The organism is Posidoniimonas corsicana, from assembly GCF_007859765.1.
GTDB lineage: Bacteria > Planctomycetota > Planctomycetia > Pirellulales > Lacipirellulaceae > Posidoniimonas > Posidoniimonas corsicana.
This window is the reverse complement of record NZ_SIHJ01000001.1, coordinates 2,355,583-2,377,503: the sequence shown is the minus strand read 5'-3', so window position 1 is coordinate 2,377,503 and position 21,921 is coordinate 2,355,583. Positions and strand designations below refer to the sequence as shown.

Annotated in this window: 16 protein-coding genes; 12 read left to right on the top strand and 4 right to left on the bottom strand. The window is 69.0% G+C overall.

The annotated features are described in order from the left end of the window. Positions 1-38 precede the first annotated feature (38 nt). From mutS to KOR34_RS09120, 4 genes are all read left to right on the top strand, one after another. Positions 39-2,726: a DNA mismatch repair protein MutS gene (gene mutS, locus KOR34_RS09135; RefSeq protein ID WP_146564223.1), complete on the top strand. Its 2,688-nt coding sequence runs from the start codon at positions 39-41 to the stop codon at positions 2,724-2,726. Positions 2,727-3,286: 560 nt separating this feature from the next. Further along, positions 3,287-4,339 carry a substrate-binding domain-containing protein gene (locus KOR34_RS09130; protein ID WP_146564221.1) on the top strand — a complete coding sequence of 351 codons (1,053 nt, stop codon included), beginning with the start codon at positions 3,287-3,289 and terminating at the stop codon, positions 4,337-4,339. A 99-nt stretch (positions 4,340-4,438) separates the two neighbouring features. Continuing rightward, the gene (locus KOR34_RS09125; protein WP_146564219.1) at positions 4,439-5,359 is read left to right on the top strand and encodes a hypothetical protein; all 921 of its coding nucleotides are present in this window, start codon (positions 4,439-4,441) and stop codon (positions 5,357-5,359) included. An 82-nt stretch (positions 5,360-5,441) separates the two neighbouring features. Then, positions 5,442-6,404 carry a dockerin type I domain-containing protein gene (locus tag KOR34_RS09120; RefSeq protein WP_146564217.1) on the top strand — a complete coding sequence of 321 codons (963 nt, stop codon included), beginning with the start codon at positions 5,442-5,444 and terminating at the stop codon, positions 6,402-6,404. A gap of 7 nt (positions 6,405-6,411) precedes the next feature. Here the strand turns inward: KOR34_RS09120 and KOR34_RS09115 are convergent, their stop codons facing one another. The 3 genes from KOR34_RS09115 to sufU form a co-directional block, all read right to left on the bottom strand. Then, complete coding sequence (locus tag KOR34_RS09115) at positions 6,412-7,179, bottom strand: hypothetical protein (RefSeq protein ID WP_146564215.1); 768 nt, start codon at positions 7,177-7,179, stop codon at positions 6,412-6,414. Between the two features lie 131 nt (positions 7,180-7,310). Then, entirely contained in the window at positions 7,311-8,591 is a 1,281-nt protein-coding gene (locus tag KOR34_RS09110) for a cysteine desulfurase (protein ID WP_146564213.1), read from the bottom strand. A gap of 25 nt (positions 8,592-8,616) precedes the next feature. After that, positions 8,617-9,012: a Fe-S cluster assembly sulfur transfer protein SufU gene (gene sufU, locus KOR34_RS09105; RefSeq protein WP_146564211.1), complete on the bottom strand. Its 396-nt coding sequence runs from the start codon at positions 9,010-9,012 to the stop codon at positions 8,617-8,619. Positions 9,013-9,207: 195 nt separating this feature from the next. On the opposite strand from sufU, the gene KOR34_RS09100 reads away from it, so the two are divergent. Then, positions 9,208-10,440, top strand: a complete 1,233-nt coding sequence (locus tag KOR34_RS09100; protein ID WP_146564209.1) for an LL-diaminopimelate aminotransferase — start codon at positions 9,208-9,210, stop codon at positions 10,438-10,440. A 61-nt stretch (positions 10,441-10,501) separates the two neighbouring features. Here the strand turns inward: KOR34_RS09100 and KOR34_RS09095 are convergent, their stop codons facing one another. Next, on the bottom strand, positions 10,502-14,230 hold the full coding sequence (locus KOR34_RS09095) for a bifunctional proline dehydrogenase/L-glutamate gamma-semialdehyde dehydrogenase (RefSeq protein WP_146564207.1): 3,729 nt from the start codon (positions 14,228-14,230) through the stop codon (positions 10,502-10,504). Positions 14,231-14,413: 183 nt separating this feature from the next. Here KOR34_RS09095 and KOR34_RS09090 point away from each other — a divergent pair, with 183 nt between their 5' ends. The 7 genes from KOR34_RS09090 to KOR34_RS27310 all read left to right on the top strand — a co-directional run bounded on the left by KOR34_RS09090 (position 14,414) and on the right by KOR34_RS27310 (position 21,879). Further along, on the top strand, positions 14,414-15,328 hold the full coding sequence (locus tag KOR34_RS09090) for an RDD family protein (protein ID WP_197531271.1): 915 nt from the start codon (positions 14,414-14,416) through the stop codon (positions 15,326-15,328). Next, positions 15,325-16,335: a stage II sporulation protein M gene (locus KOR34_RS09085; protein ID WP_146564203.1), complete on the top strand. Its 1,011-nt coding sequence runs from the start codon at positions 15,325-15,327 to the stop codon at positions 16,333-16,335. The genes KOR34_RS09090 and KOR34_RS09085 overlap by 4 nt, the downstream gene beginning before the upstream one ends. Before the next feature lie 37 nt (positions 16,336-16,372). Next, positions 16,373-17,185, top strand: a complete 813-nt coding sequence (locus tag KOR34_RS09080) for a hypothetical protein (protein ID WP_146564201.1) — start codon at positions 16,373-16,375, stop codon at positions 17,183-17,185. Then, positions 17,182-17,958, top strand: a complete 777-nt coding sequence (locus KOR34_RS09075; RefSeq protein ID WP_146564199.1) for a DUF4129 domain-containing protein — start codon at positions 17,182-17,184, stop codon at positions 17,956-17,958. Before KOR34_RS09080 ends, KOR34_RS09075 begins: the two co-directional genes overlap by 4 nt. Next, the gene (locus tag KOR34_RS09070) at positions 17,955-19,121 is read left to right on the top strand and encodes a hypothetical protein (RefSeq protein WP_146564197.1); all 1,167 of its coding nucleotides are present in this window, start codon (positions 17,955-17,957) and stop codon (positions 19,119-19,121) included. The genes KOR34_RS09075 and KOR34_RS09070 overlap by 4 nt, the downstream gene beginning before the upstream one ends. A gap of 61 nt (positions 19,122-19,182) precedes the next feature. After that, positions 19,183-20,241 carry an AAA family ATPase gene (locus KOR34_RS09065; RefSeq protein ID WP_146564195.1) on the top strand — a complete coding sequence of 353 codons (1,059 nt, stop codon included), beginning with the start codon at positions 19,183-19,185 and terminating at the stop codon, positions 20,239-20,241. Between the two features lie 42 nt (positions 20,242-20,283). Continuing rightward, positions 20,284-21,879, top strand: a complete 1,596-nt coding sequence (locus KOR34_RS27310; protein WP_261342643.1) for a DUF58 domain-containing protein — start codon at positions 20,284-20,286, stop codon at positions 21,877-21,879. The last annotated feature ends 42 nt before the right edge of the window (positions 21,880-21,921 follow it).

Here is a 21,921-nt window from a genome sequence, read left to right as displayed (position 1 = left end):
AGCATTCACGGCTTCGTCCACCAGCGGAGCCGTGAGCAATGTCGCTTAGTCCCATGATGCAGCAGTACCACCAGGCCAAGGAGGCCGCGGGGGACGCGTTGCTGCTGTTCCGCATGGGCGACTTTTACGAGTTGTTCTACCAGGACGCCAAGGACGCCGCCGAGCTGCTAGGCATCACGCTCACCGCCCGCGACAAGGGCGACGCCGCGCGCGGGATCGAGCCGACGCCCATGTCCGGCTTCCCCCACCACCAACTCGACCAGTACCTCGCCCGCATCGTCCGCGCCGGCCGCCGCGCCGCCATCTGCGACCAGATGGAGGACCCAAAGCAGGCCAAGGGCATCGTCCGCCGCGAGGTGACCCGCATCGTCAGCCCCGGCACGCTGACCGAGGACGGGCTGCTCGACCCTAAGAGCAGCAACTTCCTGGCGGCGATTGTGCCCGCCGGCGAGCAGACCGGGCTGGCGTGGGTAGACGTGTCCACCGGGCGGTTCCATGCTGCCGCGATGGCCACCGACCGGCTGTCCGACCAGATCGTCCGCATCGCGCCCAGCGAGTGCCTGCTGTCCGACGACCTGCCCGACCCTGCCGACCTGCCCGAGCGCTGCACCCGCACCCGGCGGCCCGGCTGGGCGTTCGGCCAGCAGGTCGCGGCCGAGGCGTTGAAGAAGCTGCTGGGTGTGAAGTCGCTCGACGGGTTCGGCTTCGAGGAAGACTCCGAGCGCGACGCGCTGGCCATCCGCGCGGCGGGCGCGATCGTCGACTACCTGCAGGAAACCCAACGCTCTCGGCTCGGACACATCGACCGGCTGCTCCCGTTCGAGAACGAGTCCACCCTGCAGATCGACGCCGCCACCTGGCGGAGCCTCGAGATCGCCCACACGCTGCGCGACGGCCGCCGCGAGGGCGCGCTCCTGGGCGTGATCGACCGCACGGTCACTTCGCCCGGCGCCCGCCTGCTGGCGGAGTGGCTCCGCGGGCCGCTGACCGACGCCGAGCGGATCAACGGCCGACTGGACGCCGTGGCCGAGCTGGTGGACGCGCCGTCGTTGACCGACGCGGTCCGCGAGAAGCTCCGCGCCGTGTACGACATCGAGCGGCTGGTCTCCCGCGTGACCACCGGCCGCGCCAGCCCGCGTGACCTGTCCTGCGTGGGCCGCACGCTGGCCGGGCTGCCGGCGCTCAAGGCGAAGCTGTCCGGCCGGTCTAGCGAGCGGCTGGCGCAGATCGAGCAGCGGATCGACCTCTGCCCGGAGCTCCGCGCCAAGCTCGAGGCCGCGCTCGAGGACGACTGCCCCCACCAGGCCCGCGACGGCGGCTTCGTCCGCCCGGGGTTCCTTCCGGAGCTCGACGAGTGCCGCGAGCTGATGGCCGGCGGCAAGCAGTGGATCGCCAAGTACCAGGCGCAGCAGGTCGAGGAGACCGGGATCCCGTCGATGAAGGTCGGCTTCAACAAGGTGTTCGGCTACTACCTGGAGGTCACCCACGCGCACCGCGACAAGATCCCCGACTCGTTCATCCGCAAGCAGACGCTCAAGAACGCCGAGCGGTACATCACGCCGGAGCTGAAGGAGTACGAGGAGAAGGTGCTGTCTGCGGAGGAGCGGGTCAAGGAGATCGAGCTGCGCGTGTTCGCCGAGCTGTGCGAGCAGGTGATCGAGGCCGGCCGCCGGCTGCTGTCGACCGCCGCCGCGCTCGCCGAGCTGGACGTGCTGGCCGGGCTGGCCGACCTGGCCCGCAGCCGCGCGTACACCCGGCCCACCATCACCGACGCCCCGGTGCTGGACGTCGAGGAGGGCCGCCACCCGGTGCTCGACGTGATGCAGCCCGAAGGCCAGTTCGTTCCGAACGGCGTCTCGTGCGCCGCGCGGACAGAAGACCCCGAGGCGCTGCTCAACTCCGGCGCGCCGAAGCCCGATACCCGAAACCCGGAAACCTCGCCTTCGCTGCTCCTCATCACCGGCCCCAACATGGCCGGCAAGAGCACCTACATCCGCCAGACGGCGCTGATCACGCTGCTGGCGCAGATCGGCAGCTTCGTGCCGGCCAAGCGCGCCACGGTCGGCGTGGCCGACCGGCTGTTCGCCCGGGTCGGCGCGTCGGACGAGCTCTCCCGCGGCCAGTCGACCTTCATGGTCGAGATGACCGAGACCGCCCGGATCCTCAACACGGCCACCCGCCGCAGCCTGGTGGTGCTGGACGAGATCGGCCGCGGCACCAGCACGTACGACGGGCTGTCGCTCGCGTGGGCGATCGCCGAGTGCCTGCACAACGACATCGGCTGCCGCGCGCTGTTCGCCACGCACTACCACGAGCTGACCGACCTGGCCGACCAGCTCGACGGGGTCGCCAACCGCAGCGTCGCGGTGCACGAGCACCAGGGCGACGTCGTCTTCCTGCACCAGATTGTCGAGGGCGCCGCCGACAAGAGCTACGGCATCCACGTGGCAAAGCTGGCGGGCGTGCCCCGCGGGGTGAACCAGCGCGCGCAGGAGATCCTCTCTAAGCTCGAGTCGCAGCACGACGCCGAAACTCAGCTCACCCCCGTCGAAGCCCAGCCCGTGGTCAGCAAGCCCGCCGCGCCCGCCGACGGGCTGCAGCTGCAGCTGTTCGACGCGTACGAGCACCCGCTGGTCGACAAGATCCGCCGACTGGAGATCGACGGCACCACGCCGATCGACGCGCTGCTCATGCTGCGGGAGTGGAAAGAGTCGCTCGGCAGCTAGCCGCCCGCCCCCGCCGCAAGCAGCGGCCCCGTCGCACTCAGGGTGCTCCGCCGGCCCAGAGTTTTGTCCCGTTCTGGCGCATCGATTTTTAGGGACAAAAGTCGGACCCTACCGCCGGTGCCGATTCGCGTTTCACCCTGCTATAGCAGTGTCTTCTGATTTAACCCGGTGGTGTCGGCCCCGACTTTTGTCCACGCGTGTGCGCCGACAGGGACAAATGTCCGGGCGCCCAACGGACCACGGCCGCACGCCTCGGTGACCTTCGCATGCACCCTCCACGCAAACACCTCAACGAAGTTTAGTTCTCTGACGCTGCTGGGGCCTGCGCGCTGACTGCGCTAAAGCACCGACGCACAGCACGCCTCCTATTGGACCGCGCTGGGTGGCCGGTTTCTATTGAAAAGTCTCCGCCCGGCGCAACACTTTCTCGCCGCGTTGATTCTTTTTTTGGTGTAGCGGGCGGTCGTGGTAAGATTCGACCGGACCCGCTCGGCGCGGCGCGCTCTCGGCGCCCCGGCCCGGGGGCGGACGTCCTCTCCTCTAGCAGAAGGTTGTGTACGATGTCCACACAACGCACCGTCCTCATGACACTGCTGATCGCCGCGGCGATCGGCGTCGCGGTCTACCGGATCAGCGTCTTCCAGAAGCCGACCCCGATGGTCGAGCGCCCCAGCCTGGTGATCGTCACCGGCGGCAGCGAGCCCTACTGGCAATCTATCGCCCGCGGCGCCGAGGCCGCCGGCCGCGACGTCAACGCCGAGGTCAAGGTCTACATGCCCGAGGCCGACGAGGACGTGCAGTCGCAAGCGGTGCTGCTGAACAAGATCGACACCGACTCGGTCCGGGGCGTCGCGCTCAGCCCGCTCGACGCCGAGAGCCAGACGCGGCTGATCGACAACCTGGCGAAGGACGTGTTCGTGGTGACCGTCGACTCCGACGCGCCGCTCTCCGACCGGCTGTGCTACGTCGGCACCAGCAACCGGTCGGCCGGCGCCAAGGCGGCGGCGTTGGTCAAGGAGTCCGTGCCCGACGGCGGCAAGGTGGCCGTGCTGCTGGCCAACCTGTCCAAGGACAACATGCTGGAGCGCAAGGCCGGCTTCCAGGAAGAGCTCATCGGCGGCGACGACGAGGACGCCAACGCCAACGGGACCTACGAGATCGTGGCCTACCTGGTCGACGAGGGGAACGACAAACGGGCCGGCGACCAGCTCCGCGAGCTGCTGGCCCAGCACAGCGACCTCGCCTGCCTGGTCGGCATGAACGCCCGCCACGGCGGGCTGCTGCTGTCGGTCCTGGAGGACGAGGGCCGGCTGGGCGACATCCCGCTGGTGACGTTCGACACCTCGGACGAGACCCTCGGCGGCATCGAGTCGGGCCACATCGCGGCCACCATCGCGCAGGACCCCTACCAGTTTGGCTACGAGGCGACCCGCGTGCTCGCCTCCTACTGCGAGCGCCAGGCGAGCGCCATCCCGCCGCCCGGCAACTTTAGCACGATGACCATCGCCACCAAGGTTGTCCGACGCGACAACCTGGACGAGTTCCGCACCGCCGAGGCCGACCGCGAGAAGAAGGCCGAGGCGGCCGCCAAGCCGGCGGACGACAAAGAGTAACGCGGCTCGGGGATGGTTGAGGCCGCGGGAATAATCCCCCGGCTCTTGGATGAATCTACGCGTTCGCGCCTCCGCCCGTCCCCGCAAACGAGTCGCCCTGTGCCCGACACCGCCGCTCGCCTGGCCTGCGTTGCCGCATTGGCCACCGCCTTCTGCCCGGCCGCCCAGGGCAGCGAACCGATCGAAGCCGCCGCGCGTCGGCAGTGGAGTCAGCGGCGGGCGGAGCTCGAGTCGGTCCACTTCACGATCCGCGCCGATCACGCCCGCCAAGGCGACGCGCGGCCAGCGACCCCCGACGACCCCTTCGCGACCAGCCACACGACCGACTCCTCCACGATCGACTACTACTACCACGCGGGCCGGTTCTCGATCGACCAGTTGTTCCACGCGCGGGACGGCCAGCGGGTAGAGGACCACGGCCGAGGGGTGCGGCGCCTGCAGGTCGCCTTCGACCAGCAATCGACGCGGGCGTTGTGGACGCCCTACTCGGACCAGCCCCCGACCGGTCGCGAGCACCGCGGCGGACAGCCGCCGGGGTGGGCGAACGTGGCCGGTGTGATGGCAGTCCGGCTGTGGCTCGCCCCGATGGCCGTGCTGCGGCAGCAGGGGTGGGACGTCCGGCGGATGCGGGCGTCGCCGGCGGCGGAACCGCTGCCCGAGAGCCGGCTCGTCGCCTTCGATTTCCCCCGTCGCCACGGCGACCGCGACACGGTGGGGCGCCTAAGCGTGGACCCGGCACGGGGCTGCCTGCCGGTCCGCTGGGTGGTGCTCCACCGCGGCCAGACCCGGAGCTCGCTGGACATCGCCTACGCCCTAACCAACGAGCGGTGGGCGCCCTCAGACTGGACCCGCCATCGGTTCGATCGATCGGCGGACACCCCAACGGAAACCGTCACGGGGCGCGTTGAGCAGGCCCGGCTGAATCTCGAGATCGACTCAGAGCAGTTTGCGCTGCGGTTCCCTGCTAGCACGCGGGTGACTAGCACGGCGGATGCGTCGCCAACCCGCAGCGCCGAATGATGGCGCCGCCCGCCGGCAATCCGCTACCCTCGACGGTTTCGACGACTCACCCAGACCGCGGCCGGGCGCCGACAAGTCTTTCATGGGCAGCATCACTCGGGCATTCTACGGCGTTGTGGCCGGCGTTGCGTGCGTCGCTATCACCGCCCCCGCGCGCGCCGAGCAGGTGGGCGTCTACCAGGCGGGCGCCACCGTGGCCTTCGACCCCGAGCTGTACGGCTGGATCCCAGCGGACGCCGCCGACGCCGGCCTGGCGGTGCTCGACACGGTCGGCGGGACCGGCGCCGCCTGGCAGATTGCCGACAGCGCCGTCGGGGGCGCGGCGCCGCACTACCTGCAGCCGCTGAGCGGACGCTACCTGGCCGACGCCCGCCAGCTCGGCTGGCGGATGACGGCCGCCGCGCGGCTGGTGAGCCCCAGCGGCGGCTTGCCCAGCATGGGCATCGGCGTCTACTTCGACAACGCCGCGTACCTGCTGCAGCTGGACCTGGAAGGCGGCGCGCTGGTCGCCTCGCTGTGGGACCACAACAACCCGGTGCGGATCCTCAGCGAGCCGCTCACCGGCGTGGCCGACGCGCAGGCGTACCACGACTACGAACTCCGCTGGTCGCCCGCCAGCGGGCTGGCGTCGCTCTACTTCGACGGCCGCCACATAACCGACTGGGACGGCGTCCCCTCGGTCCATGGCCCCGGCGGGAACGTGTACCAGTTTGGCGCGAGCGCCGCCAGCGGCTCGGGCGTGATGAACTTCCGCCGCGTCGAGTTCGAGACCCTCACCTCGCTGTCGATCCCCGGCGACTACAACGGCGACTCGGCGGTCGACGCCGCCGACTACGCCGTCTGGCGGGACCACCTGGGCGGCGGCTTCGCCGCGGCCGACGGCAACCGCGACGGCGTGGTTAACCAGCAGGACTACGAGGTGTGGCGGGACAACTTCGGCCGCGCGGCCGGAATAGGAATTGACCAGGTTCCGGAACCCTCGGCGCTGCTGCTGGCGCCCGTTGCCATCTGGTTACGCGGCCGCGACAAACGCGCAACGCGTTGACGGGCAATCAGTACTGCGGAGAGCGGAACGGGTTGTCTGCGTCGGCGACCACCTCGCGGTCGCCTTCGTTCGGCTCTCGGTAAGGCTCCTCGGGGAGGTCCTGGTCCTCGACGGCTGCGCGGGCTTCGAGGAAGTACAGCGTCAGCAGGATCGGCCAGATCAGCGACAACCAACTCACCAGCGTGTCGATGGCGATCACCGCCGGGAAGTACAGGTCCGCAGGCAGCCACTCGAACGACAGGTAGAGCAGCATCGTCAGCGCGGAAACCGCGAGGAGCCCAAGCACCGCAAACCCAAGGATCTGCCAGCGGTACCCCTGAGACAGCCAGGTGCTCCTGCTGAACGAGTGGTTCACGCCCGCGTCGTCCAGCACGATCGAGGGGTAGATCAAAGCCCACCTCAAGGCGAGGTACACGCCGGGGATCACCAGCGCCACCAGCCCGAGGGTGACCCCGATGTTGAACAGGATGGTTGCGCCAACCATTGCAGGCCAATGCCGCATCGCCTGCCCCAGCGCCGGCAGGAACCGCACCGGCTCCGCCATCCGCGAGCGGGCGGCGACAACGGTTGCGAAGCCCGCCGCCAGGGAGCCGAACAGCACCTCGGAGAGGCCGTACGCCTGGAAAGCCGCGACGTCGAACTCATCTGCGGAACTCTCGTCCACGAGCAGGTTGAGCCCCACATTCACGGGCAGGTAGATCAGCAGCGCGATCCCCAGCAGCGCAGGCAGATTGGACGCGAAGATCGCCAGCGACTGGCTCAGGAGTCGGATCATGGATTGACCGATCGGTGACGGGCGTGGCGATCGCGAAGCCCGTGCTTCGGAAGTCTGCGCCAACACCCAGGCGTATCATAGCCAGGCGGAGCGCGGCGGTTCAACAACGCTCGACGCTCTACCCTAGGCCGCTACTGCTTCCGCCGCCGCTTGCGCCCCGACGGCTTGAAGCGGTCGCCGATCTTCTTGAGCGACTCGACCAGCACGTCGATCTCTTCCGGGCGGTTGTACAGGTAGAAGCTGGCCCGGGTGCTGGCGGTGATGCCGAGCAGGTCGTGCAGAGGCTGCGTGCAGTGGTGCCCGGCGCGGACCGCGACGCCGTCGAAGTCCAAGAGCTGCGCGATGTCGTGCGGGTGGGGCCGCTCCAGCACGAAGCTCACCAGGCCCGCGCGCTGCGTGGGGCCGGGGCCCAGCAGGCGGATGCCGGGGACCTCCTGCAGACGCTCCCAGGCGTGGTCGATGAGGGCCTCCTCGTGCCGGTGGATCGCGTCCAGACCGACCGACTGCAGGTAGTCGACCGCGGCGCCCAGCGCGATGGCGCCGGCGATGGGCGGCGTGCCGGCCTCGAACCGGGTGGGGATGTCGGCCGGGGTGAAGCGGTCCAGGTAGACGCGGTTAATCATGCTGCCGCCGCCCATAAAGGGGGGCGTCTGGGCGAGCAGCTCCCGCCGCCCGTACAGTACGCCCACGCCCGAGGGGCCGCACATCTTGTGGCCGCTGAGCGCCAGGAAGTCGACGCCCAGCTGCCGCACGTCGGTCACCATGTGCGGGGCGCTCTGCGCGGCGTCCACCAGCACCACGGCGCCCGACTCGTGCGCACGGCGGGTCAGTTCCTTCACCGGGTTGATCGTGCCGAGCGTGTTGCTGACCGAGGCGAACGCGCAAAGCTTGGTGCGGTCGGTCAGCACCTCGTCCAGGCGGTCGAGGTCGAGCCGGCCGTCCTCGGTGAGCGGGATGTGCTTGATCGACGCGCCGGTCCGCTCGGCCAGCTGGAACCAGGGCACCAGGTTCGAGTGGTGCTCCATCGGCGTCAGCAGGATCTCGTCGTCGGGGCCGACGTTGGCGTCGCCCCACGCGCGGGCCACCGCGTTGATGGCCGCGGTCGTGCCGCCGGTGAAGACGACCTCCTCGGCGTGCTCGGCGCCCAGGAAGCCGCGGACCTTCTCGCGGGCCAGCTCGTAGGCGTCGGTCGCGCGCTCGCTAAGCGTGTGGATGCCGCGGTGAACGTTGGCGTAGTCGTGCGAGTAGCACTGCACGATCGCGTCGATCACCTGACGCGGCCGGTGCGAGCTGGCCGCGCTGTCCAGGAACACCAGGGGACGGCCGTCGTGCACGCGCTGGTCGAGGATGGGGAAGTCCTCGCGCACCGACTCCGGCAGCAGGTGCGGCGAGGCTAGCGTAGTTTCGCTCATGGTGTGGTGTTCGCCCTTCCTCGGGTCAGCCCTCGCCGGCGCCCACCGGCGAGTGCACCGCCTGCTGGATCACCCGCCAGGAGAGCAGGCAGCACTTCTGCCGGTTGGGGGTGAGCCGCGGGCCGTAGAGCTTGAGCATGTCCTCGGCGGTGAACTGCTTGAGCTCGTCGGTGGTCTTGCCCTGGATCTGCTCGAGCAGCATCGACGCGGACGCCTGGCTGATGACGCAGCCGTCGCCTGAGAAGTAGCAGTCCTCGATCTTGCCCTCCTCGTCGAGCTTCAGGTCGATCCGCACGACGTCGCCGCACAGCGGGTTCTTGTCCTCATGACTGTGCGTGCGCGAGGGAAGTTCGCCCCGGTGGAACGGGTCCTCGTAGTGATCCAGGATGTGCTCCTCGTAGAGCTCTTCTTCGCTGGGCATTCTAGGGAAACGGCGGTTGGCGGGCGGTTTGCGGGGAACTCTCCATTCTAGTACGGCGGCGGCGGCGCGGCCACGTGGGGTGGCCCACCGCAAACCGCGGAAACACGGGGGATCCGCCGCCGGTCGACGCTAACCGGTTCGTCCGATAAGCTGTTTCGGTTCTCCCCACTCGTTTCTCGCTGACTGTATACAGAAATGTCCGACCCCTACTTCCAGAAGCTCTTCGCCGACCGCATCGGCGGCGCCAACTACGGCAAGGATGGCGCCATCTACAAGTTCGAGAAGATCAAGCGCGCCAAGCGGAAGGCGCTGGCCGAGCACCCCGAGCGGAGGCTGCTGGACTTCGGCATCGGCGAGAACGACTCCATGGCGCCCGAGGTCGTGCGCAGGGCGATGGCCCAGGAGATCAACAAGCCGGAGAACCGCGGCTACGCGGACAACGGCGTGCTGGAGTTCAAGGAGGCCGCCGCGCGGTTCATGGAGCGCGAGTTCGGCGTCAAGCTGAACCCGGCCACCGAGATCAACCACGACATCGGCAGCAAGCCGGTCTACGCCAAGCTGCCCGGCGTGTTCATCAACCCGGGCGACGTCACGCTGATGACCGTGCCGGGCTACCCGGTGGCGGGCAACTTCACGCGGTTCTACGGCGGCACGGTGCACAACCTGCCGCTGCTCAAGGAGAACGGCTTCCTGCCCGACCTGGACGGCATCCCCGGCAACGTGCTGGAGCGCGCCAAGCTGATCGTGCTGAACTTCCCCAACAGCCCCACCGGCAAGACCGCCACCACCGAGTTCTACGAGAAGGCGATCGAGTTCGCCAAGCAGAACGAGATCGTCGTGGTGCAGGACGCCGCGCACGCGATGCTGTCGTTCGACCAGGAGCCGACCAGCTTCCTGTCCGTGCCGGGCGCGAAGGACGTGGGCGTCGAGGTGCACTCGATGTCCAAGGGCTTCGACATGATCGGCTGGCGGATCGGCTGGGTCTGCGGCAACGAGCGGATCGTCAGCGCGTTCGCCGACTACAAGGACAACGGCGACAGCGGGCAGTTCATCGCCATCCAGAAGGCGGCGGCCGCCGGGCTGGACGACCCGGCCATCCCCAAGGAGATCCGCGCCAAGTACCGCCGCCGGATGGAGAAGCTGGTCGCCACGCTCACCGAGTGCGGCTTCGAGTGCGAGATGCCCGGCGGCACCTACTTCCTCTACACGCCGGCGCCCAAGGCGTTCGAGGGGGGGCCGGAGTTCGCCAACGCCGAAGAGGTCAGCCAGTTCCTGATCACCGAGCAGTCCATCTGCACCGTGCCGTGGGACGACGCCGGCTCGTTCCTCCGCTTCAGCGTCACCTACGAGGCGGCCGACGAAGCCGCCGAGGACGACCTGATGGCCGAGACCGCCGCGCGGCTCACCGAGCTGTCGCCCGTGTTCTGAGCGTGACAGCCGCCGTCACCACGGCGAAGCGTGGATGCTATGTCGCGTCGCGGCCGCGCCGCTAGAGCGGCTCGGCGCGTTGTTCGTCCGCCCGGTCGCCCAGGTTGCCGTAGCGGTGGTACATGTTGCACACGCTCTGCTCGTGCAGGCACCACAGCAGGTCCACGCGGCCGCGGCGGGTGATCGGCTCGTCGGCCAGGTACAGCATCGCGGCGGCCTTCGCCTCGCGGACCGCCTCGTGCACGCGGTCGGGCGAGGTGAACCGCACCCGCCCGCTGCGGCCGGCGGCGACCGTCTCGGCGAGTTGCTCGACCGACTCCTCGAGCATCTCCAGCCCGCCGGCCCACAGCTCGGTGGCGGCGTCGATCGCGTCGAAGAGCTCCCGCCGCTTGTCGGCCACCGCCGGCGACGCCGAAACGATCACGCGGCAGCCGACCGCGCGGCCCGCGGCGATCATCGCCAGCACGTCGTGCACGGAGTCGTCGCCGTGCACGCGCGCCCGCAGCACCTCCATCGGCAGGTACCGGCGGAAGTTGTCCTCGCCCACCAACCGGAAGTGGTCGTGGGACCGGAGGAACTCCGACTCGGCAGCGGCGGCGTAGTCCGCGACCGTGCCCTGGATGGCGGCGGTCTCGTCGGACTGGAGCCCGATCGCGGCGGCGACTTCACCGACAAAGGTCGATAGCTCCGACGCCAGGTCGGGGTCCGCTGATGTGGCCGTCGACGCTGGGGGGCCGCTGCGCTCGAGGTGCATGAACTGCGCGACGTAGTTGGGGCCGCCGGCCTTCATGCCGGGGCCGACGTTGCTCTTGCCCATGCCGCCGAACGGCTGCCGCAGCACGATGGCGCCGGTGGTCGACCGGTTGAGGTACAGGTTACCGGCGCGGATGGTGTGCCGCCACAGCTCCTGCTCGCGGTCGTCCAGGCTCTCGATGCCCGAGGTCAGCCCGAACCCGGTCGCGTTGACCAGCTCGATCGCGTGCCGCAGGTTCTTGGCGTGCATCACGCCCAGGAGCGGGCCGAAGAACTCCGTGTTGTGGGTGAAGCCGCCCGCGGGCACGCCCCACTTCACGCCGGGCGAGACCAGGCTCGGGTTGTCGCCCACGCGCAGCTTCGGCATCACGCACCACGACTCGCCCTCCTCCAGCTCCTTGAGACCCCGCTCCAATTCGCCCGAGGGCGGGCGGATCAGCGGGCCCATCTTGGTCGGCAGCTCCCACGCGGACCCGACCCGCAGGCTGGTGACCGCGTCAACCAACGCGTCGCGGAAGCCGGCGTCGTGGTAGACCTCGTCCTCGAGGATCAGGAGCGACGTGGCCGAGCACTTCTGACCGCTGTGGCCGAAGGCCGAGTGCAGCACGTTTTTGATCGCCAGGTCGCGGTCCGCCAGCGCGGTGACGATCGTGGCGTTCTTGCCGCCGGTTTCGGCGTAGAGGTTCATCGACGGCTTGGCGGCCAGCATCCGCTGCGCGGTCTCGGTGCCGCCGGTCAGAATCACCGCGTCTACGGACGGGTGGGCCGCCAGGTGCTGCCCCACGCTGGCGCCGGGGCAGGGCATGAACTGCAGCGCCTCGCGCGGCACGCCCGCCTGCCAGAAGCACTCACACAGCCGGTAGGCGATCAGCACGGTGTCGCTGGCCGGCTTGAGGATCACCCGGTTGCCGGCCGCCAACGCCGCGGCGATCCCCCCGCACGGGATGGCGAGCGGGAAGTTCCAGGGCGACACCACCACCACCACGCCCTTCTCCCGCGCGGCCACGCCCGGCAACGCGTGAAACGCCGACGCGCTGTCGGCGTAGAAGCGGCAGAAGTCGATCGCCTCGCTGACCTCGGGGTCGGACTCGGTGAGCAGCTTCCCCCCTTCGGCCAGCATGACGCCGAGCAGGTCGCCGCGGTCGGCGGCAATCTCCTCAGCCACCCGGTGGAGCGCCTCGCGCCGCTCGTCCGGAGAACGCCGGCTCCAGTCGCTAGGATCCTCCACCGCGCACCGCAGCGCGCGGTCGGCCTCTTCGAGGCTCGCCTGGCGGAACCGGGCGACCACCGCGCCGGGGCGCGAGGGGTCGGTCGACTCGGAAATGGCGGCATCCGGCGCCAGTTGCTCGCCAGCGATCACCAGTGGGACCTCGGCGGCCTGGTCGTCGCGTTTGGCCGCCCACTCCTTGATGATGGAGTCGGCCCACTCGCTGTGGTGCGGCAGAGCCCAGTCGGTGTCGGGCTCGTTGGAGAAGTCCGGGAACCGGAGATCCGGACTTGCTTGCTCGCTTCCCCTTTCCCCTTTCGTCATTCCCTTTTCGCAACGCCGGTCCTGCGTGCGGCGAGGCTCGCTGCGGACGTCGTCGATCGCCTCGAACGACTTGACGAACTGCGACTCCAGCTCCTGCCAGGCCTCGTTGCCGACGCTGATGTTGAACGCGTGCCGCAGGAAGTTGTCCGGGCCGGTGTTCTCGTCCAGGCGGCGGATCAGGTAGCCGATCGCGTGGATGAAGTCGCGCTGGTAGCACGTGGGCGCGTAGAGCAGCACGTTCTGCGACAGCTCGAACAACGCCCGCCGCTGATGGCTGGCCATCCCCTCGAGCATCTCGAACTGCACGTCGGCCAGCGCGCCGGCGTGGGCCGAAGCTACCAGCCCGTAGGCCAGCGTGAACAGGTTGTGCGACGCGATGCCCAGCCGCACCGCCGCGCGGTTCTCGTCGGACAAGCCCTCGTGCAGCATCCGCTTGTAGTTGGCGTCGGTCTCGAGCTTGGTCTTGTAGGGCGCCTGGGGCCAGCCGCGGATCGAGGCCTCGACGCGCTCCATCTCCATGTTGGCGCCCTTGACGATCCGCATGGTGATCGGCGCGCCGCCGGCGGCCACACGCTCGCGCGCCCAGGCGTTGATCCGCTGCTGCACGCCGTACGAGTCGGGGATGTACGCCTGCAGCACGATGCCGGCGTGCACGCCCTCGAGGCCCGGCCGGTCGAGCGTCTGCATGAACGCCTCGGCGGTGAGGTGCAGGTCGCGGTACTCCTCCATGTCGAGGTAGACAAACTTCGGCACCACCTGCCCGTCCGCCCGGGTGAACTTGCCCCGCGACGCGGCGCGGAACAGCAGCTCGAGCCGGTCGGCCAGCACGTCCGTGGTGTGCCGCCGCGCCAGCGGCGAGATCTGCGAATAAATCGTCGAGATCTTGACGCTGATCACCTCGACCTCCGGCTTCTGCAGCGAGGCCAGGTAGCCGTCCAGGCGGTGCTGAGCCTCGCGCTCGCCGAGCAGCGCCTCGCCCAGCTGGTTGACGTTCATCCGCACGCCCTCTTCACGGCGGCGCGTGAGGTGCTTGGTGAGCAGCTCCGCCTCGGCCGGCAACACGACGTTGGCGGTCTCGTGCTGCATCTTGTCCTTCACCATCGGCATCGCCACGCCCGGCAGGTACGCGCCGAACGACTGGAAGCCGCGGAGCATGGTGCGCTCGATCGGGCTGAAGAACCGCGGGATGCCCTGCGCGTCGAGCACGTGGATAAACTGGTCCGCCGCGCGGCCCCACACGCCGGACCGGAACGCCTGGTCGGTCAGCTGGACCATGGTCGCCTTGTCGCCCGGGTTCTGCATCATGCGGTTGAGCTCGGCCTGCTGGCGCCGCTCGGGCGGGGTCTGCAGCTCGGTCGCCCGCTGCTGCAGCCGGCGGGCGACCCACAGGGTCTCTTGCACCGGCAGTGGAACGGGCGACTCGCTATCGGCCTCGAACCCGGTGAGCAGCTTGGCGAGCTCCTCCTCAACCTGCGCGACGGTAGGAGCGGGAAGAATTGGCGGCATCCGGCGCGATCCTCAACTAAAACCTGGCGAACATTTCGCCGCTATTCTATGCGCCGCACGGGCGCCGCGGCGAACGTGAAAAAACTTCTTGGTTGCGGAACACCCCGCATTGGGCCGATAATTGGAGGTCGGCTGCGAACCACCCGCTCTACGAGACCCCCTACATCTAGCCTTCGGTCGCCTGTGCCGCTGACTGCCAGCCAAATCGACTCGCACGTCCAGGTTGTGACGCCGGAGAACATCGCGTTCGAGTACCGTGTGGCGGGCCCCTACGGCCGGGTCATGGCGTTTCTGATCGACACGGTGATCTTCTGCCTGGCGATCCTGGCGATCTCGATCGTCTCCGGGATGGTGCTTGGCTACCTGGGCGTGGGCGGCCTGGCGATGTTCGTCATCGCGGTTGTGGCGTTTGTGCTGTACTGGTTCTACGGCGGATTCTTCGAGGCGGTCTGGAATGGCCAGACGCCTGGTAAGCGGATGACCGGTTTGCGCGTCTTGCGGACAGACGGCCGCCCGATATCCGCTGTACAGGCGGTGCTGCGGAACGTGCTGCGGATCGCGGACGCGCTGCCGATTGTCTACATCCCGGGTTTCTTCTTTGATGAAGCTCCGCTGGTGTACACCTCGTACCTGCTGGCGTTGTTCTCGATGGCGCTGACCCGCCGCAACCAGCGCGTGGGCGACTTGGTGTGCGGCACGATGGTGGTGGCCGAAGACCGGTCGCGGTTCGGCAAGGTGCCGGCCCCCGAGGAGCCCGGCCTGGCGGAGCTGCTCGAGTCCATCCCCGCCAACTTTGTGCCCAGCCGATCGCTGGCCAAGGCGATCTCGCACTACGTGGGCCGGCGGCGCTACTTCGGCCCCGCCCGGCGCCAGGAGATCGCCCGCCACGTCGGCGACCTGCTAGTCGACCGCCTGCGGCTGCCGCCCGACACCGACCACGACCTGCTGCTGTGCGCCCTGTACGTGCGGGCGTTCCACAAGGCGGAGCCGGGCGACACCGAGGACGCCGTGATCGCCCCCCGGGTGCCGATCCCGGCCGAGCCGCCGCCCCCGCCCCCGAAACCCGCCCGCCGGCGACCGCCGACGCCAACCGCATGAAAGCCGCCGAACTTGTCGACACGCGGACGCCGCTGTGGCGTCAGCTCGAGTCGCTCTGCATTCAGCTGGAGAGCCGGGGCGAGCGCGCCAAGCTGGCGGCCGACCGCCGCAGCGAGTTCGCGTCGCTGTACCGCTCGGCCTGCGCCGACCTCGCGCTCGCCGACGCGCACCAGCTGCCGTCGGAGACCGTCCGCTACCTGCACCAGCTGGTGGGCCGCGCCCACAACCAGCTGTACCGCACGCAGGGGATGGCCACCGAGTCGTGGATGACCGAGATGTTCCAGCGGGTGCCCCGCCGGCTGTTCCACGACAAGTCGCTGCGGCTGTCGGCGCTGCTGTTCTGGGGCGGTTTCCTGCTGTCGGCGTTCCTGGCGTCGGACTTCACGCCGTACCCGCGGTTCGCGGAGCAGGTGATCACCAAGGACGGGATGCTGGCGGTCGAGGAGATGTACGCCGACCCGCCGGGCGTGAACCGGACCATGGACGACAACTTCATCATGGCCGGCTTCTACATCTACAACAACGCCGGGATCGGGCTGAGGTGCTTCGTGATGGGCGCGGCGTTCTTCGGGGTGGGCGGCCTGTTCGCCATCTCGTTCAACGCGGTCTACCTGGGCGCGGTGTTCGGGCACATGTCCACCACCGCCCAGAGCGACAACTTCTTCAACTTTGTTACGGCCCACGGCCCGTTTGAACTGACCGCGATCGTGATGTCCGGCGCGGCCGGCATGCGGCTCGGGTTTGCGGTGGTCAAGACCAACGGCCTCAGCCGCCGCGAGTCGGTGCAGGCCGCCGCGCGGCAGGCGCTGCCGACGATGATGGCGGCGGTGCTGCTGTTCATCGGCGCGGCGTTCATCGAGGGGTTCATCTCGCCAACCGAAATCCCCTACGAGATCAAGGCGCTCGTGGCGATGATCTCGACGCTCATGCTGCTGGGCTACCTGGTGGTGCTCGGCTACTCCGCCCAACCCGACGACGAAACCGACGAACGCCTGGCGGTGCAGTGAACCCGCCCGCCGCGCTGCTACCCGCTAGCTCTGCCCCATGAACCTGGACGCCACCCACATCGCGATCCGCGAGCGCGGCTTTGCCGAGGTGATGGACCTTGCGCTGAAGGTGATCCGCGCCCACCTCGGCCCGCTGGTGCTGTGTGGGCTGGCGGGCGCGGCGCCGTGGGCGGTGATCAACGGGCTGCTGCTGGACGGGATGGTTTCCGACCTGGACATCTGGGACCAGACCCCCTGGTTCCTGACGCTGATGGGTCTGCTGGTCGCGGTCGAGACGCCGCTCGCCACCGCCCCCATCACGCTGTACATGGGCCAGGTCACGTTCCAGGATCAGACCGACCCGCGGCGGATCCTCGGCGACCTGCTGCAGAGCCTGCCCCAGCTGCTGTGGCACGTCGCGTTCCGCGCCGTCATGGCCGTGACCTTCATCGGCCTGGTGCTGCCGTACGGCTTCGCCCCGTTCACGCAGGAGTTGATCCTGCTGGAACGCAACCCGATGCTGCCGGGCAAAGAGAAACGGATGACCACCCGCCGCCGCAGCCGCAACCTGCACAAGAGCGCCAGCGGCGACCTGTTTGGCCATTGGCTCGCGGCGTTATGCTCCGGGGTATTGCTAGTGCTGGCGCTGGTCGGCGGCCTGCACACCGCGGCCTCGCAGCTCGGCGGGTACGAGATTTCCCGCACGCAGCTCATCACGGTGCTGGTCCCCATCTGCGTGTGGATGGTTGTCTGCTATTTTGCCGTGGTGCGGTTCCTGGCCTACCTGGACCTGAGGATCCAGCGTGAGGGCTGGGAGGTCGAGCTCAAGATGCGTAGCGAGGCCGCCAGGCTGGCCAGGGGGATGGCGTGATCAGGAACCTGGCAACTCGAACCCTGCTGGCCGCCCTGCTCTGCTGCGCGTCACCCTGCGCGGCGGAGGACCTGGCCGAGCCCGAGGCGGCGGTGGACGCCGGCCGCGACGCGCTGGCCGACCACTGGGACCTCAACTGGTACGACGAGCAGGCCGACGGCTTCCAGCCGGTCGACCTGCCCAAGCCGCGGCAGCGGTCTGGGTTCTGGGACTGGCTCGACAGCCTGTTCAGCGGCTGGGGATGGAGCTGGGGCCTCGGCGAGGTGATTGTGTTCCTGCTGTGGCTCGTGGCGGCCGCGCTGCTGATGTGGCTGATCATTGCGCTGATCAAGGCCTACCAGCAGACCGAGCAGTCCGCCGCGCTCGACACCGCCCAGGAGCACGACGCCCGCGCGCACCTGCAGCGCGTCGAGGCGCTGCCGGTCACGCTCGAAGAGAAGGTGGACAACTACCTGCACGCCGCCCGCCAGGCTTACGACGCCGGCGACCTGAGCCGCGCAATCGTCTACCTGTTCAGCCACGAGCTGATCGAGCTGGACCGCGCAGCCAGGCTGCGGCTGGTCAAGGGCAAGACCAACCGCCAGTACCTCCGCGAGCTCCGCGGCGGCGCCGAGCCGTCGTCGCGGCTGGCGGAGATCCTGGGGCGCACCGTGCGGGTGTTCGAGGCCGCGTTCTTCGGCGCGCACCCACCCACCCGCGACGCGTTCGAGAGCTGCTGGCAAGAGGCGAGCGAGTTCGAACGCCTGCTCGCCGTCGAGGAGGTGACCGCATGACTCCCCCTTCCTCAAACGTCCGATCACGCCCGCCCGCTACAACTGCGGCCCTGCTACTGGCTTCGGCCCTGCTGCTGTTGGTAGGCTGCGGGCAAAAGGATATCCGCACCGAGTACGGCAGCCGCAGCGGCTACGGCGCGAGCAGCGTCAACGGCACCTCGGTGCTGGGGCGGATGTTCGAGAACGCCGGGCACCGGGTGCGGTCCTGGCGGCTGATGTCCCCCTCACTCTCCAAGGCGGACGTGATCGTCTACTTCCCGACGGAGAGCGGCCCGCTGTCGCCGGACGCCTCGGCCTGGCTGTACGACTGGCTCTGCTACAGCTATGACGAAGACACCTACCAGTCGGAGGACAAGATCCTGATCCTCGTGGGCCGCGCCTACGACGCCGAGGAGATGTACTGGAAGCAGACCCAGGCCTCTGCGCCGACCGGCCTGCAGGGCGCCTACGCAGGCAAGCTGGCGCAGGCGCCCCGTCAGGGACTCACCGGCCCCGCCGGGCCGAGCAAGGGCACGGTCGACGAGTGGTACGACATCGCCACGCCCGGCACGGCGACCAAGGTCAAGAAACTCACCGGCCCGTGGGCCCGCGGCGTCGACGCCAGCAAGTCGACCATCGAGCACAGCAAGACCATCTGGCCCAACGACGACCTGACGGTGCTCCTGGCCGACGGCGACGGCCACCCGCTGGTGAGCGAGCAGGCGTACGTCGAGGACGGCGACGACTGGGACGCCAGCGAATCGAACCTGATCCTGATCGAGAACGGCTCGTTCCTGCTGAACGCCCCGCTGGTGAACCACGAGAACCGCAAGCTGGCCGGCCGGCTGGTGGACTTCATCGGCGAATCGCCCAAGGACGTCGTGTTCCTCGAAGCGAGCCCCACCCCCACCATCAGCGACTCGGACCCCAACCAGTCGCCCCCCACCGGGCTGGAGCTGTTCCGCGTGTGGCCAATCGGAGCGGTGCTGGCCCAACTGGCGGCGCTGGGCGTGGTGTTCGCGCTGGCGCAGTTCCCCATTTTCGGCGTTCCCCGCCGGCTGGAGCGCCCCGCGCTGACCGACTTCAGCAAGCACGTGGGCGCGCTGGCCAAGCTGCTGGCAGGTACACGCGACCGGGCGTACGCCAGCGGCCTGGTCCGCAAGTACTTTACCGAACGCAAGTAGGCGCCCCGCGGCGCCCGCCATCAGATACCAACGAGACCCAAACCGAGCGATCGACCCTTCCATGTCCGACGAACCGAACAACGAACCCGACATCATCCTCGACCCGTCCGTCAGCGAGGCCCTCCGCCCGGCCGAGCCGGCGCCGGCCCCGGCGCCGCCACGCGAGAAGACGCAGCTGGAGCGGCTCTACGAGGCCATCACCCGCGAGGTCGCCAAGGTCTACGTCGGCCAGGACGAGCTGGTTCTGTCGACGCTGGTCGCGTTGTTCTCGGGCGGGCACGTGCTGATCGAGAGCGTCCCCGGCCTGGGCAAGACGCTGTTCGTCCGCACGCTGGGCAAGGTGCTGGGCTGCGACTTCGGCCGCATCCAGTTCACGGCCGACCTGATGCCGTCGGACGTGACCGGCGCTCCGATCTTCAACATGAAGACCCAGGAGTTTGACTTCCGCCCGGGCCCGGTGTTCACCCAGCTGCTGCTGGCCGACGAGATCAACCGCTCGCCCGCCAAGACGCACGCCGCCCTGCTGGAGATCATGCAGGAACGGCGGGTGACGGTGGAGAACACCACGCACAAGCTCGAGCCCCCGTTCCTGGTGATGGCCACGCAGAACCCGGTGGAGAGCGAGGGCACCTACAACCTGCCGGAGGCCCAGCTCGACCGCTTCATGTTCAAGGTGATGGTCGACTACCCGAAGGCGGACGAGGAGGCCCGCGTGCTGCGCGAGCACAGCCTGCAGGTCGACCTCGACAAGCGGCTCGCCGAGGAGGTCCAGACCGTCTCGTCCCCGGAGCAGGTGGTCAAGGCGACCCGGCTGTGCGGCCAGGTGCGGGTGGAGGACAAGCTGATCAACTACATCAACCAGATCGTGCGCCAGACGCGGCAGTGGCCCACCATCCACCTGGGCGCCTCGCCGCGGGCCGGCATCGCGCTGGTGCAGGGCGCCCGCACGCTGGCCGCCTTCAGCGGGCGCGACTACGCCATCCCCGATGACGTGCAGGAGATCGTGCTCCCCGCGCTGCGGCACCGGGTGTTCCTGACCGCCGAAGCGGAGGTCGAGGGCCGCGAAGTCGACCAGGTGCTCAGCGAGCTGATCCGCACGGTCGAGGTTCCAAGAATCTGATTCTCTTCCCACCCGCAACTTCCACACACCAGCCACCAACCTATGCTCCTCACCTACCTGCTCCCTGCCGCGCTGCTGCTCACGCTGTTCGCGTGGCTCGCGCGCGAGGTGTTCGGCTGGAGCCCTAAGGTGGTGCGCAGTGTGATCGTGGCGGTGTGGGCGCCGTTCCTATTGGAGTGGGGGCGTCAGTCGTTTTCGGACGGCACGCCCATGGTGTTCCTGCTGGTGGTGCTGGGCGTGGCGTTGGGGCTGTTGGCCAAATGGGGCGCGGTCTACCCCAACCGGCCGCTGGTGCTGCTGCTGTTGGCGCCCGCCGTGCTGGCGGTGTCGCTGGTGTTCCTGCCGGCCATGTGGGTCGGCGTGGCGGCCATCAACGCGTTGCTGGCCGTGGCGGCGGTGGTCGACCTGTTCTCGCTGGCGCGGGCCGAGGCGTTCTCCGCCGAGCGGCAGGTGGGCCTGACCGCGTCGCTCGGCAAGTCGCACCCGGTGTCGCTCACCATCGCCAACCGCGCCGCGCGCGGCCAGCCGGTCCGCATCCGCGACGGCGTGCCGCCCGAACTGACCGCCGACCCCGACGAGTTCCTCATCAACCTGGCCGCCGAGAGCCGCAGCACCCTGCGCTACGACCTCCGCGCCGCCAGCCGCGGCGAGTTCCTCCTCAGCGAGGTGCACCTGAGCGTCCGCAGCCGGCTCGGGCTGTGGCAGCGGCTGCTGCGGCTGCCCTGCAAGTCGCGGCTGAACGTGTACCCGGACATGAAGCAGCTCGGCGAGTACGCCGTGCTGGCGCGCACCAACCGGCTCAGCCTGATGGGCCTGCGGCGGACCCGCAAGATCGGCCAGGACAACGAGTTCGAACGCCTCCGCGACTACACGCTCGACGACAACTACAAGCACATCGAGTGGCGCAGCACCGCGCGGCGGGGCAAGCTCACGGTCAAGGACTTCCAGGCCAACCAGAGCCAGCGGATCGTGTTCCTGGTGGACTGCGGGCGGATGATGACCGGCGAGGCCGCCGGCGTCAGCATGCTGGACCACGCGCTCAACTCGGCGCTGCTGCTGTCGTTCGTCGCGCTCCGCCAGAACGACCAGGTCGGCCTGATGTGCTTCTCCGACGATGTGCACTCGTTCCTGCCGCCCAAGGGCGGGCGCGAGCAGATGAACCGCATCCTGCACGCCTGCTACAACCAGTTCCCGCGGATGGTCGAGTCCCGCTACGACGAGGCCTTCCACCGCCTGAGCGAGACCGTCCGCAAGCGCACGCTCGTGATCCTGATCACCAACGTGATCGACGAGGTGAACGCCAATCAGGTCAGCCGCCACCTCACCACCCTGTCCGGCAAGCACCTGCCGATGGGCGTGATGCTGCGGGACCACGCGTTGTTCGACCCGATCGACGCGGTCGAGCCGGAGTACGAGGCCCACCTCGCCGACGGCGGCAACCAGCCCGGCGGAGTGCTCGCCATCCCCGAGCCCCGCCTCTACCAGGCCGCCGCCGCGGCCGACATCCTGCTGTGGCGCCGCCGCGTGCTCGCCAACCTCGAGACCAAGGGCGTGCTGCTGGTGGACACCTTCCCCGAGAAGCTCACCGCGCCGCTCGTCAACCAGTACATGGAGATCAAGGCGCGGCACCTGTTGTAGGCGGGCTATCGGCTGTTGGCTGATCGCTGTTGGTTTGGTTCA